This window comes from Romboutsia weinsteinii, from assembly GCF_002250835.2.
Classification (GTDB): domain Bacteria; phylum Bacillota; class Clostridia; order Peptostreptococcales; family Peptostreptococcaceae; genus Romboutsia_A; species Romboutsia_A weinsteinii.
In genome coordinates this window covers 1-13,379 of the sequence record NZ_NOJY02000062.1, presented here as the reverse complement: position 1 = coordinate 13,379, position 13,379 = coordinate 1, and the positions used below count along the sequence as shown (strand labels likewise).

15 protein-coding genes are annotated in these 13,379 nt (G+C 30.5%); all 15 read left to right on the top strand.

What is annotated here, in order from left to right; genetic code table 11:
- The coding region (locus CHL78_RS17615) for an HD-GYP domain-containing protein (protein WP_275540659.1) at window positions 1-237 on the top strand (237 nt) is incomplete at its 5' end.
- Window positions 238-315: 78 nt separating this feature from the next.
- Window positions 316-579 carry a YlmC/YmxH family sporulation protein gene (locus CHL78_RS17610; protein ID WP_094366428.1) on the top strand — a complete coding sequence of 88 codons (264 nt, stop codon included), beginning with the start codon at window positions 316-318 and terminating at the stop codon, window positions 577-579.
- A 27-nt stretch (window positions 580-606) separates the two neighbouring features.
- The gene (gene nrdR / locus CHL78_RS17605; protein WP_094366429.1) at window positions 607-1,065 is read left to right on the top strand and encodes a transcriptional regulator NrdR; all 459 of its coding nucleotides are present in this window, start codon (window positions 607-609) and stop codon (window positions 1,063-1,065) included.
- Window positions 1,066-1,067: 2 nt separating this feature from the next.
- The gene (gene pgeF, locus CHL78_RS17600; protein WP_094366430.1) at window positions 1,068-1,778 is read left to right on the top strand and encodes a peptidoglycan editing factor PgeF; all 711 of its coding nucleotides are present in this window, start codon (window positions 1,068-1,070) and stop codon (window positions 1,776-1,778) included.
- Window positions 1,779-1,795: 17 nt separating this feature from the next.
- Window positions 1,796-2,485, top strand: a complete 690-nt coding sequence (locus CHL78_RS17595; RefSeq protein WP_094366431.1) for a winged helix-turn-helix domain-containing protein — start codon at window positions 1,796-1,798, stop codon at window positions 2,483-2,485.
- Between the two features lie 29 nt (window positions 2,486-2,514).
- Window positions 2,515-3,801, top strand: a complete 1,287-nt coding sequence (locus tag CHL78_RS17590; protein WP_094366432.1) for a HAMP domain-containing sensor histidine kinase — start codon at window positions 2,515-2,517, stop codon at window positions 3,799-3,801.
- Between the two features lie 88 nt (window positions 3,802-3,889).
- Window positions 3,890-4,822 carry a YIEGIA domain-containing protein gene (locus CHL78_RS17585; RefSeq protein ID WP_094366433.1) on the top strand — a complete coding sequence of 311 codons (933 nt, stop codon included), beginning with the start codon at window positions 3,890-3,892 and terminating at the stop codon, window positions 4,820-4,822.
- An 18-nt stretch (window positions 4,823-4,840) separates the two neighbouring features.
- A complete protein-coding gene (locus CHL78_RS17580; protein WP_094366434.1) occupies window positions 4,841-5,773 on the top strand; it encodes a YIEGIA family protein in 933 nt (310 codons plus the stop codon).
- An 11-nt stretch (window positions 5,774-5,784) separates the two neighbouring features.
- Complete coding sequence (locus CHL78_RS17575; RefSeq protein ID WP_243446476.1) at window positions 5,785-5,979, top strand: capping complex subunit for YIEGIA; 195 nt, start codon at window positions 5,785-5,787, stop codon at window positions 5,977-5,979.
- A gap of 162 nt (window positions 5,980-6,141) precedes the next feature.
- Window positions 6,142-7,470, top strand: a complete 1,329-nt coding sequence (locus tag CHL78_RS17570) for a DUF512 domain-containing protein (protein WP_094366436.1) — start codon at window positions 6,142-6,144, stop codon at window positions 7,468-7,470.
- 14 nt (window positions 7,471-7,484) lie between these two features.
- On the top strand, window positions 7,485-8,819 hold the full coding sequence (der, locus tag CHL78_RS17565; protein WP_094366437.1) for a ribosome biogenesis GTPase Der: 1,335 nt from the start codon (window positions 7,485-7,487) through the stop codon (window positions 8,817-8,819).
- A 25-nt stretch (window positions 8,820-8,844) separates the two neighbouring features.
- The gene (gene plsY / locus CHL78_RS17560) at window positions 8,845-9,453 is read left to right on the top strand and encodes a glycerol-3-phosphate 1-O-acyltransferase PlsY (RefSeq protein WP_094366438.1); all 609 of its coding nucleotides are present in this window, start codon (window positions 8,845-8,847) and stop codon (window positions 9,451-9,453) included.
- A gap of 28 nt (window positions 9,454-9,481) precedes the next feature.
- Window positions 9,482-10,504, top strand: coding sequence for an NAD(P)H-dependent glycerol-3-phosphate dehydrogenase (locus tag CHL78_RS17555; RefSeq protein ID WP_199534108.1), 1,023 nt, complete (start codon window positions 9,482-9,484; stop codon window positions 10,502-10,504).
- A gap of 183 nt (window positions 10,505-10,687) precedes the next feature.
- Entirely contained in the window at window positions 10,688-12,160 is a 1,473-nt protein-coding gene (spoIVA, locus tag CHL78_RS17550) for a stage IV sporulation protein A (protein ID WP_094366440.1), read from the top strand.
- A 255-nt stretch (window positions 12,161-12,415) separates the two neighbouring features.
- Window positions 12,416-13,379 (top strand): alanine/glycine:cation symporter family protein (locus CHL78_RS17545; RefSeq protein WP_147295846.1); only part of this gene is annotated, 964 nt, incomplete at its 3' end.

Below are 13,379 nucleotides of genomic sequence, written 5' to 3'. Positions count from 1 at the left end.
AGGTATGATGGAAGAGGATATCCATCGAAACTAAAAGGAGATGAAATACCTTACCTTGCTAGGATGCTTACTATTGCAGATAGTTTTGATGCTATGACTTCTAATAGACCTTACAATGTAAGAAAAAGTCAAGAAGAAGGTATAGAAGAATTAAGGAAAAATGCAGGAACTCAATTTGATCCAGAATTGGTGGAAGAGTTTATAAAGATGCTTGAAAAATATACAGATAATTTTTAAATATAAAAAAATGACCCATATAGGTCATTTTTTTTTGGACAAATACATATTTATTTTTAAGAGGAGGGAGATTATAATATGATTAGAGTTTCTGATATAATGGATAAAGAAGTTATAAATGTAAAAAATGGAAAAAGACTTGGGTATATAACAGACATTGATATGGATGTTAACGAGGGTAAGATAGTATCCTTTACTCTTTTAGGAGATGGAGGAAGAGGAATATTCTCAAGAGGTGGAGAAGGAGAGATAATATTTTGGAATGATATTTTAAAAATAGGTTGTGATACAATAATAGTAAATATAGGTTCAGAACTTAATTTAGACGAGTTTAATATATAATTGACGTAAAACAAAGGAGGAAGCACAATGCAGTGTCCATATTGTAATTATAAAGAATCAAAGGTTATAGATTCGAGGCATACTGATAGTAAGTCTATTAGGAGAAGAAGAGAGTGTGAATCTTGTAAAAAGAGATTTACTACTTATGAAAAAATCGAGACAACGCCAGTAATGGTAATTAAAAAAGATCAAAGTAGAGAATACTTTGATGGAGAAAAAATAAAATATGGACTATTAAAGGCTTGTGAGAAAAGACCTGTACCCATAGAAGCAATTGAGGAAATAGTATATTACATAGAAAATGAAATAAATAAATGCTATATTTCAGAGATTGAGGCAGTTAAAATAGGAGAAATGGTAATGGATAAGTTAAAAGACTTAGATGAAGTTGCCTATGTTAGATTTGCATCAGTATATAGACAGTTTAAGGATATAAATACTTTTGTAATAGAACTAAAAAACATATTGATGGAAAAAGGGGACTAAAGATGAGAAGCTACATAAATGTTAAAGAGATAGAAGAAACTATAGACTTTGTAAATTTAGCTATTACATATAAAAGTATTGATGCAAAATCAAGAGAAGATATGTTAAAAGTATGTGAGGAAGGTAAATTTAATATTAATAATTTAACTAGTAACATACAAATTCACTCTGATATAGTTAATAAAGTTGAGGAAAGTAATATTGGTCAAAAAATAGAAGGGGACGCTCTAATTACAAATTTAAAAGATGTTCCGCTGCTTATATTTACAGCGGACTGCGTACCTATAGCAATAATAGATAAAAAAAATAAAGCAATTGGTGTTGCTCATGCTGGATGGAGAGGTACATTTGATAAGATAGCTCAAAAAACTATTGAATCTATGCAGAAAAGCTACAATACAAATGCTGAAGATGTAGTATGCGTTATAGGTCCATCTATAGGTCCTTGTTGCTATGAAGTATCTGAAGAGCTAGTTGAAAAATTTAACACAATTCTTACAAACAATGATGAAAAATTCTATATAATAAAAGAAGGAAAGTATTATTTAGATTTGTGGAAAATTAATGAGTACATACTAAGAAGTAGTAATGTTAAAAATGAAAATATTATTAACTTGAATTTATGTACTAGCTGTAATGGACATGAATTCCACTCTTATAGAGTACATGAAAAAACACCAAAGAGGATTGGGATGATACTTCAGATAAATTAGAGAGGAGCAAGTTTTAGATGGACACTAAAGTTTTAGTTATAGATGATGAAATGCACATAGTTGAATTGCTTAAGTTTAATTTAGAAATATCAAATTATAAGGTAGATTACTCTTATGATGGATTTGATGGATTTTTAAAGGCTAAAGAAGTCAACCCAGATTTAATACTATTAGACTGGATGCTACCAAATATAAGTGGTATAGAGGTATTGAAAAAGATAAGAAGTGATAAAGAATTAAAAAATACTCCAGTTATAATGCTAACAGCAAAAAATATGGAAAATGATAAAGTAGAGGGGTTAGAGATTGGAGCAGATGATTACATCACTAAGCCATTTAGTATAAAAGAATTGCTAGCAAGAATAAGTTCAGTACTTAGAAGATACAATTTAAATAATGAACATGAAGAAAGTGTATTATTTGCAGGCAATTTGAAGTTAGATTTATCAAAACATGAAGTTACTAAAAATAATGCAAAAATAGAGTTAACACTTAAAGAATTTGAACTATTAAAATTGTTAATACAGAATAAAGGGAAAGTACTTTCAAGAAATTATCTATTAGATAAAATTTGGGGGTATGAATACTATGGAGAAACTAGAACTGTAGATGTGCATATTAGATACCTTAGAAAAAAAATTGAAGGAGAAAACGGCCAAGAGAAGTATATTGAGACTATAAGAGGAGTAGGTTACAAAATTGATTAATAAAAAATAATACGCAGGAGAAATAAAATATGGACGAAATAAATACAATATACTTTTTTATTACTCTAGCGTCAATAGTAGTAGCTATACTGTCTATTAGATATACCATAAGGCTTAGAGGATACTTAAAAGAATTTATCTATGTTTCTAAAAATGTAAGTAATAAAGAATTTCATACAAGGCTTAATGTGTCTGCAAATGGAGAATTAGGAGAACTTACTAGAAACTTTAATAATATGATTGAAACTATGGATAAGACTATTGATGAGGTTGAAGATAAAAATATACAACTAAAATCAATACTAAAGAGTATATCTCACGGTATTTTAGCAATAGATATAGATGCAAATATATTACTTATAAATGAAGAAGCTAAGAAGATAATAAAAAGTACGCCAGGACAATTAGTTGAAGGACATAATATCAACTCAATAATAAGAGAAGAAAGAATCTTAAAAGAGATAGTTAAATTTTTAGGATCTAAGCAAAATGAGCGTAGTGAAATAACCATATCTGATGGAACCGTATATAAAATTAAACTAGACCCTGTATACCTTCAAAATACAGATAGTGTAATGATAGGATCTATTGTAAATATTGAAGATATTACAGAAAAAGTTAAGCTTGAAAATATGAGAAGTGACTTTGTGGCAAATGTTAGCCATGAGCTTAAGACGCCTCTTACTTCTATAAGTGGATTTGTAGAAACATTAAGAATAAATGAAGATATAGATCCAAAGACTAGAAATAGATTTTTAGCAATAATAGAATCAGAATCAGACAGATTAAAAAGGCTTATAGATGATATATTATTATTATCATTTATAGAAAATAAGGATAGTATTCCTATAGAAGATGTTAAAGTATATGATGTTTTTAGAGAAGTATATGATATGACTAGCTATACTTATAAAAATAAAGATATAGATATTAACTATAGTTTTAATGATGAGAATACTTGTATACTTTCTAATAGAGATTATATAAAGCAAATATTTTTAAATCTAATAGATAATGCAATTAAATATACACCAGAGGGTGGCAAAGTAAATATTGATGTATTATCTAGTAATTCAGATATAGTTATAAAGATCAGAGATACTGGGGTAGGGATACCTAAAGAAGATGTTGAGCGCATCTTTGAAAGGTTCTACAGAGTAGACAAAGCAAGGAGTAGGGATGTTGGCGGAACAGGCTTAGGTCTTGCTATAATTAAGCATATTATAAAATATTTAAATGGATCAATACAAGTAAATAGTGAACTAGGTAAAGGTAGTGAATTTATAGTTACCATACCTCAAAAAAATTTCCTTTAAAAGAAGGAAATTTTTTTTTATTTTTGCACAAACTAATCTTATGAAAAAATGTTCAATAAAAAGTTGATTATGCAAAGGAGTTGAGATAATGGAAGGAAGTTTACTAGATGCAGATTTATTTAGGCGAGCATTTTTAGTATCAACAATCGTAGGTATAATATGCAGAGGTCTTGTACTAAGGGTGACGGACAAACAATATCCATCAAGACCACAAGACTATTTAGAGCAAATAATAATTTCTGGACTTTCTGCATCTCTTGGAGCAGTAGCACTTCCTGCTCTTATAGATAAGGAATTTTCAGCATTAACATTTTTTGCAGTTGCTATACAACAATTTCAAGGTTTGTCTGAGCAAGAAAGAATTACACTGGAAAATATTGATAATACAGAGATAGTCCCTAAAGGATCTGCATATGTAGAAGAAATAGCATCTACATATGAATCGAGAAGCTATATTAGTTTATTTTCAGCACTAGCAGCTTCTGCAACGTATATTGTTATAGCTAGAAGGTATGACCCGGGATTTTTAGCTTGTGCAGTGGCAGCTATTGTTTCCGGAAGTATAGTTGGATTAGCATTTAAAAGAAGTCTAAGAAGACAAAGTGTTGGAGATTTTGCAGATATTATACCAGCTAAGATAGTATTTGATGGACCAATTCTAAAAGTAAATGATATTGTAATTACTAATATAGGTCTTGAAGATACTAGAAAAAGATACTTGGAAAAAGGACTTGCTATAGAAATTATCCCTAGAAATAGAGGATGCTTTGGTGTAATAAATGATAAGGGTCAGAGAGACGCAATAATACATAATATTTTTATTCATTTAGGGATAGATAAAGATGTAGATGAAAAAGATATTATAACAACATCAAGAACTGATTTAGAAAAAGAAACAGTAGTACTTCCATACATTCCATTAATAAAAGATATAGATACGATGATTAATGTAGCTAAAAGTACTCCTATATTAGAATTTTCTAAAGGCAAGCAAAGTGCTTATAAAAAGAATAATAGTTGATATTTGAGGAGTGATTAGATGGATAAAATATTTTTTATAGGATTAGCTATTGGATTGACTTCTAGAATCATTATGTTGAATCTAGATCAAGAACAATACCCTACACAGCCAAATATGTTATTATCTCAGCTAGTGCTTGCTTTTGTGGCATCTTCATTAGGAGCCTTATTAGTACCTGCTTTGATAGAACGCTCTTATACTTCGATAACATTTTTGTCATTAGCAGCAGAACAATTTAGACAAGTAAGAGCAAATAGAAGAAATACATTACAGAATTTAGAAGATTTACAGCTCGTAACAAGAGGGAATTCGTTTATAGAAGAGATAGCTAGAACTTATGAGGTTAGAAATTATATGTGCATAATTACATCTTGCTTAACTGTAGGAATGTTTTACTTGATTAAAGCTGAGCTTAATATGGCAGAAACGTCAAATTTAATTTTAAGCTCAGCGTCAGGTCTAATACTAGCATTTTTATTAAAAAAAGTTTTGAGAAGACAGAGTATTGGAGATATAGCAGATGTAGTCCCTGCAGAAATAAGTTTTGTTAATGGATCTATAATGAAGATTGGAGAATTACAGGGAATTACAAATATAGGTTTAGAAGTTGATAGAGAAAGGTATCTTAATAAAGGTATAGGTATAGAAATTATACCAAAAGATAAAAATTATACTAATGCAGGCATTTTATTTGATCCAGGTCAAAGACAAGCTATAATGTACAACCTTTATTCGAGATTAGGATTATATAGAGAGTTTAATGAACCAGCTTTTGTACCATTACCAAGAAGAAATCCCCAAAATGAAAGTATAATGGTTGCATATATACCTATGGAAAAAGATTTAGACAAAGTTATAGAAGCTGTTAAATCATGCCCTATTTTAGCAAGTGCGAAAGGAAAAAACCTGTCACTTAAAAACTACACAATAGGTAAGAAAGGAAGTGCATAAATAATATGGGAATGAATGTAGGACTAAATGAGTATACCTTAGCTATAATAACAACTGATCAAAATATTAAAAACATAGGTGGATGCCCTGTATTTTATGCAGATGACTCAAAAGACTTACAAAATAAAGCAATGTTGATGGCTAAATGTGTAAGTGGGATGGTTCATGAAATAGATAAAGGGACGCTAATAGTAGTAAAACATTAAAGGTACCCAAGGGTACCTTTCTTTAAGATTCAACAAACATTGACTATTTTGACCAAAACATGGTATTATAATATGATGCATTTAGGTAATGAGATGTACTATATCTATTAGATATGGACATAATCGAAACGAATTTTTCTTAAAGAAGAGTGGTGACTTAAAATGGAAGTAAATGTAAAAAAAATAAATAATGTTATAAGTAAAGTGTATAAAGGTAGTATAGCTGAAGAGATAGGAGTAGAAGTCGGAGATTTACTAATATCTATAAATGAGCAACCTATACATGATATTATAGAATATAAGTTTTTATTAAGTGATGAGTATTTAGAAGTAGAAATAAAAAAGATTAATGGCGAAGTATATATATATGAAATTGAAAAAGAATATGATGAAGATTTAGGAATAGAGTTTTCTAATCCTATAATAGATCAAGCAAAAAGTTGTAGAAATAAATGTGTATTTTGTTTTATAGATCAACTTCCTAAAGGTATGAGAGAGACTCTTTATTTTAAAGATGATGACTCAAGGCTTTCATTCCTTCAGGGTAACTTTGTAACTCTTACAAATATGAGTGAAGACGACATAAATAATATAATTAAATATAGAATAAGCCCTATAAATATATCTGTACATACTACTAATCCAGAGTTGAGACAGAAGATGATAAAAAATAAATTTGCAGGTAAATTATATAGTATTATGGAAAGACTAGCAGAAGCTGGTATACAAATGAACTGCCAGATAGTTTTATGCCCAGGTTATAATGATAAAAAAGAGCTAACAAGAACTATATCTGATTTAGAAAAATTATATCCACATGTAAATAGTGCAGCTATTGTTCCAGTTGGAATAACTAAACATAGAGGTCATCTACCAGGCTTAGAAATATTTAATGAAAAAACTGCAGGAGAAACTATAGATCAAATACATGATTTACAAAGTATGTATCTTGAAAAAAGAGGAACTAGATTTGCGTTTTTATCAGATGAATTTTATATAATAGCAAATCGACCATTGTTAAAATACGATGAGTATGAAGGCTTCATTCAATTTGAAAATGGTGTAGGTATGATAAGTAAGCTAGAAAGAGAAATTCAAAATCATTTAGATAAATTACCAACAGATGCTCTTACAAGAAAGAAAAAAGTTTCTATAGCTACAGGGCATTCAGCATTTGAATTTATAAAAGATATGGCTAAATGTGTAATGGACAAATTTAATAATATTCAAATAGATGTGTATAAAATAAGAAATGAATTTTTTGGAGAAACAATAACTGTTTCTGGGCTTATTACAGCCACTGATATAATAGAACAGTTAAAAGGCAAAGATTTAGGTGAAACTTTATATATACCAAAGAGTATGTTAAAAGCAGATGAGGATATATTCCTTGATAATATAACTTTAGACGGAATAAAAGATATCATGAAAATTGAAGTAGTACCTTGCTTAAATGAAGGAAAAGATTTTGTAGATAAGCTTTTAAAATAAAGAAGGAGAATTATATGAGCGATAATTATAATAACAGACCGGTAGTTGCAGTAGTTGGAAGACCAAATGTTGGTAAATCAACTTTATTCAACAAACTTGCAGGAAAAAGGATATCTATAGTAGAAGATACTCCAGGAGTAACAAGAGACAGAATATTTACAGAGGTAGAGTGGTTAGACAGATACTTTACATTAATAGATACAGGTGGTATAGAGCCAGACAATGGAGATATAATATTATCTCAAATGAGAAATCAAGCGATGCTTGCAATGGATATGGCTCACGTAATACTTTTCGTAGTTGATGGAAAATCAGGGCTAACAGCTGCAGATAGAGAAGTAGCACAACTGTTAAGAAAAACTAAAAAGCCAGTAATATTAGTAGTTAACAAAATAGACAGTCAAAGTCAATTTGACAATGTTTATGATTTCTATGAACTAGGACTTGGAATGCCTTTTGGTATCTCGAGTGCTAACAGTATGGGTCTTGGGGATTTATTAGATGAAGTTATTTCATACTTCCCTAAAGGATTAAACATGGATGCTGACGAAGATTTAATAAGAGTTGCTATAACAGGTAAACCTAATGCAGGTAAGAGTTCAATACTTAATAACATATTAGGAGAAGAAAGGGTTATAGTAAGTCCAGTTGCAGGAACTACTAGAGATGCTGTAGATACATACATTGAAAGAAATGACCAAAAATTCCTTTTAATAGATACAGCTGGTATAAGAAGAAAAAGTAAGATTTACGAAACTGTAGAAAAATACAGTGTAATAAGAGCTATGACTGCAGTAGATAGAGCAGATATTGTATTAATAGTTATAGATGCAGAACAAGGTATAACAGAGCAAGATACTAAGGTTGCAGGTATAGCACATGATGAAGGTAAAGGATGTATCTTCATAGTTAACAAGTGGGATTTAATTGAAAAAGATAATAAGACTTTAGGAAACTACACAAAAGAAATAAAAGAAAAGTTCCCATTCATGATGTATGCACCAGTACTATTTGTTTCTGCAAAAACAAATCAAAGAATGAACAAAATATTAGAAATGGTTGTGTATATTGCAAGTGAACATGCTAAGAGGATATCAACTTCAGCATTAAATGATGTTATAGGTGAAGCTGTAATGTTAAATCAACCACCATCAGATAAAGGTAAGAGATTAAAGATATACTACGGTACGCAAACAGATGTTAAGCCACCTAAAATTACTTTATTCATAAATGATAAGGAGTTAACTCACTTCTCGTACCAAAGATACCTTGAAAATAAAATTAGAGAAAACTTCGGATTTGAAGGAACTTCAGTTAAATTTGAATATAGAGAAAAAGGTAGAAAGTAACAGCTTTGCCTAAGGGGGATTTAATATGTTTAGTTATTTAATAATTATTATAATTGCATATCTTTTAGGAAATATATCTACTTCTTATATAGTTGCAAAAAGATTAAGCGGAGTAGATATAAGAACTCAAGGTTCAGGAAATGCAGGATCAACTAATGTACTTAGAACTCATGGTAAAAAAGCAGGTGCAATGACTTTTATAGGAGACTTACTAAAAGGTATAGTTGCGGTATTTATAGCTAAAATAATAGCTTACTTTGTAGGAGTCGATGGAGTAACTGCAGGTTACATAGCTGTATTTGCTGTTGTATGTGGACATAACTGGCCAGCATTTTTAGGATTTAGAGGTGGTAAAGGTGTTGCTACATCTCTAGGTGCTATGATTGCTGTTAATCCTATAATAGCATTAAGTTGTTTTGGAGTATTTTTAGTAGTAGTAGCAATTACTAAATATGTATCATTAGGATCAGTTGTTGGTATAGGTATGGCACCAATTATAATGGCTTTTACTAAAAATCAAAAAGGACTATTAGTTACTTTATTTTTAACAGCATCAGTTGTATATACTCACAGAGAAAATATAAAAAGACTTATAAAAGGCACAGAGAGAAAGATTGGGCAAAAGAAAGAATAATTTTTAGTATAGTTAGGTGGTGCTTAGTATGGAAAAAATGTGTGTTTTAGGCGCTGGAAGTTGGGGAAGCGCATTAGCTTTAAGCCTTGCTAAAAAAGGCTATGAAGTAAGTATGTGGACTCTAAATGAAGCACAAGCTGAAAAAGTTAATAGAACAAAAGAAAATACAGATTATTTACCAGGTGTATTATTTCCAAATAATATAACTATAACTACAGATATGGAAGAAGCTATACTAAATAGTAAAATAATAGTTTTAGCAGTTCCATCTCAAGCAATAAGAAGTGTTTGTAGTCAAATTAAACCATTTGTTAAAGATGAGCAAATACTTGTAGATGTTGCAAAAGGATTAGAAAAAGGAACTGGTCTTAGGTTATCAGAAGTTTGCAAAGAAGAACTTCCAAACAATCCATATGTAGCCTTATCTGGACCATCTCATGCTGAAGAGGTAGCAAAAGATATACCTACTACAGTTGTAGTTGCATCAGAAGATATAGAAGTAACTCAAATTGTACAAGATATATTTATGAGTCCTAAACTTAGAGTTTATACAAATCCTGATATAGTAGGAGTAGAACTTGGTGGAGCTCTAAAAAATATAATAGCTTTTGGGGCAGGAGTTTGTGATGGATTAGGATATGGTGATAATACTAAGGCAGCTCTTATGACTAGAGGAATAAGAGAAATTAGTAGACTAGGAATAGCTATGGGCGCTGATGTATCTACATTTTCAGGATTATCAGGTATAGGTGATTTAATAGTTACTTGTACAAGTATGCATAGTAGAAATAGAAGAGCTGGTATATTAATTGGCCAAGGAAAGTCATTAGAAGAAACTTTGGCAGAAGTAAAAATGGTAGTAGAAGGTATAACTGCTACAGAAGTTGCCTACGAAGTTGCAAAAGAGCTGAATATAGATATGCCAATAACAAATGCAATCTACTCTGTATTATATAAAGGTTTAAAACCAAATGATGTAGTAATAGATTTAATGATGAGAAATAAAACTCATGAAATAGAAGAAGTAGTAAATGATAAGCTAGGATTATAATCCTAGCTTTTTTTATTTTGATTAATGAGTGTGATTTATATAGTATTGCCCATTAAAGCTAAAATTTTTATAGATATAAAGTGGACATTGGTACTATAAACAAATCTAAAATTTATTTTTGTAATATTAGTCCATTTATCTCAATATAATTTAGTAAGAAATTATATGCAGGAGGGGAATTGGATGAACAATATATATGAAGACATATCTAAAAGAACTCAAGGTGATATATATATCGGTGTAGTTGGGCCAGTTAGAACAGGGAAGTCTACTTTCATAAGAAAATTTATGGAGACTTTAGTCCTACCGAATATAGAAAATGAGTTTAAAAGAGAGAGAACACAAGATGAAATACCACAAAGTGGGTCAGGTAAAACAATAATGACAGTTGAACCAAAGTTTGTTCCAGCTGATGGGGTGGAAATAAAAATAAGAGATACAGTATCATTAAAGGTGAGAATGGTCGATTGTGTTGGATACATAGTTGATGGAGCTTTAGGTCATGAAGAAGATGGAAAACAAAGGTTAGTATCAACTCCATGGTCTCAAGAAGCAATGACTTTTGAAAGAGCAGCAGAGATTGGAACAAAAAAAGTTATAAGAGATCATTCAACAATAGGTATAGTTATGATAACTGATGGATCTGTAACAGGAATAGATAGAAAAAGTTATGTAGGACCAGAAGAAAGAGTAATAAGCGAATTAAAAGCTTTAAATAAACCATTTGCAGTAGTTTTAAATACTTTATATCCAAATAGTGAGGAAACTATGTTACTTAGACAAGAATTAGAAGAAAAATATAATGTACCGATAGTTCCAATAAATGTTATAGAAATGGAAGAAGAAGACATCGAACAAGTAATGGAAACAGTACTTTATGATTTCCCATTATCAGAAATAAGAATAAACTTACCAGATTGGGTAGAAGGTCTTGAAAGTAATCACTGGATAAAAAATAATATAATATCTACACTAAAACAAAGTATAGCTGATATTGGAAAAATCAGAGATATAAATAGTATAGTAACAGGATTTTCTGAGTTAGATTTCTTACAAGATACGGAAGTAGATAACGTAGAGCTTGGTGAAGGTGTAATAACTATAGATTTAAGTACTAAGCAAGATCTATTTTATAATGTATTAGAAGAAAAAAGTGGATTTAGAATTGATGGAGACTGTCAATTACTTAACCTTATAACTAATCTATCAAGAGTAAAGGTAGAATATGATAAAATTGAAAGTGCATTGATGGATGCCAAGACAAAAGGTTATGGGGTTGTGGCACCTTCATTAGATGAACTTAGCTTAGAAGAACCAGAAATAATTAAGCAAGGAAAGCAATATGGGGTAAAATTAAAAGCTAATGCTCCATCGCTTCATATAATAAAAGCAGATATATCTACAGAAGTTTCTCCTATAGTAGGAAGTCAAAGCCAAGGTGAAGATATGGTTAAATATCTTTTAGATGAATTTGAGCAAAACCCTAGTGAATTATGGGAATCAAACATGTTTGGAAAATCTCTACATGACTTAGTAAAAGAGCAATTACAAAGTAAGCTATACACTATGCCAGAGGAGATAAGAGTCAAAATCCAAAAAACATTACAAAAAATTATTAATGAAGGTAGTATGAATATAATAACTATATTACTATAAGATCACAATGAAAGGTTGAATGTTTTTACATTTGACCTTTCTCTATATTCTATATAAAAATCTATTAAAAGAGAATGTATGCATTTGAAAATTTCAGAAAATTGAAACAAATGAGAGGATATAAACATAAGATGAAGAAATAGTATAAATAGAGGCTAAAGCCACTACGAACTTTACAATCATAAAATTTAACCAAGTAAGTCATACCACGGCTTAGGCTATCAAAAGGGTATATAATATCATGGGAGGTATCTTATGGAAGGTATTGTTAGTGCAATTAATGATGTGATTTGGAGCAGCTGGCTAGTCTACTTATGTTTAGGCGCAGGAATTTATTTTTCTTTTAGGACGAAATTCTCTCAACTAAGGAATATCAAAGAAATGGTTATACTTCTTTTTAAAGGTGAAAAATCAGCTCAAGGAATATCTTCATTTCAAGCTCTATGTACAGCTTTAGCTGGACGTATAGGTACTGGTAATATAGCAGGGGTTGCAACTGCTATAGCAATGGGTGGACCAGGTGCATTGTTCTGGATGTGGGCAATTGCATTTTTAGGTGCTGGGTCAGCTTTTGCAGAATCTGCATTAGGTCAAATATACAAAGAAGAACATGAAGGTCAATATCGTGGTGGACCGGCATATTATATTGAGAAAGGCCTAGGTAATACAACTTTTTCAAAATGGTATGGAATTTTATTTGCTATAGTTACACTCTTGGCAACGGGTTTACTACTACCTGGAGTTCAATCAAACTCTATAGCATCTGCAGTAAATAATGCATTTGGAATAGATGTGAAGATAGTAGCTGGTATATTAGTATTAGTACTAGGACTTATAATATTTGGTGGTATAAAAAGAATTGCTTCAGCAGCTGAGTTAATAGTACCAATTATGGGAAGTTTATATATACTTATGGCTATAGTTATAATAATAGTAAATATAGGTGAAGTTCCAGAGATCTTATCGCTTATATTTAAATCTGCATTTGGTGCAGAAGCAGCATTTGGTGGTATATTAGGGTCTACAATAGCTTGGGGAGTAAAACGTGGTGTATATTCAAATGAAGCTGGTCAAGGAACTGGTCCGCAAGCTTCTTCTGCAGCTGAAGTTAGCCATCCTGCAAAACAGGGGTTAGTACAGGCTTTCTCTGTATATATTGATACATTACTAGTATGCTCTGCTACTGGATTTATGATATTAATGACAGGTAGTTATAATG

Bases quoted from the DNA above. Each gene is read 5' to 3' on its own strand.
- CHL78_RS17610 (WP_094366428.1), top strand. From the start codon at position 316: ATGATTAGAGTTTCTGATATAATGGATAAAGAAGTTATAAATGTAAAA.
- nrdR (WP_094366429.1), top strand. From the start codon at position 607: ATGCAGTGTCCATATTGTAATTATAAAGAATCAAAGGTTATAGATTCG.
- pgeF (WP_094366430.1), top strand. From the start codon at position 1,068: ATGAGAAGCTACATAAATGTTAAAGAGATAGAAGAAACTATAGACTTT.
- CHL78_RS17595 (WP_094366431.1), top strand. From the start codon at position 1,796: ATGGACACTAAAGTTTTAGTTATAGATGATGAAATGCACATAGTTGAA.
- CHL78_RS17590 (WP_094366432.1), top strand. From the start codon at position 2,515: ATGGACGAAATAAATACAATATACTTTTTTATTACTCTAGCGTCAATA.
- CHL78_RS17585 (WP_094366433.1), top strand. From the start codon at position 3,890: ATGGAAGGAAGTTTACTAGATGCAGATTTATTTAGGCGAGCATTTTTA.
- CHL78_RS17580 (WP_094366434.1), top strand. From the start codon at position 4,841: ATGGATAAAATATTTTTTATAGGATTAGCTATTGGATTGACTTCTAGA.
- CHL78_RS17575 (WP_243446476.1), top strand. From the start codon at position 5,785: ATGAATGTAGGACTAAATGAGTATACCTTAGCTATAATAACAACTGAT.
- CHL78_RS17570 (WP_094366436.1), top strand. From the start codon at position 6,142: ATGGAAGTAAATGTAAAAAAAATAAATAATGTTATAAGTAAAGTGTAT.
- der (WP_094366437.1), top strand. From the start codon at position 7,485: ATGAGCGATAATTATAATAACAGACCGGTAGTTGCAGTAGTTGGAAGA.
- plsY (WP_094366438.1), top strand. From the start codon at position 8,845: ATGTTTAGTTATTTAATAATTATTATAATTGCATATCTTTTAGGAAAT.
- CHL78_RS17555 (WP_199534108.1), top strand. From the start codon at position 9,482: ATGGAAAAAATGTGTGTTTTAGGCGCTGGAAGTTGGGGAAGCGCATTA.
- spoIVA (WP_094366440.1), top strand. From the start codon at position 10,688: ATGAACAATATATATGAAGACATATCTAAAAGAACTCAAGGTGATATA.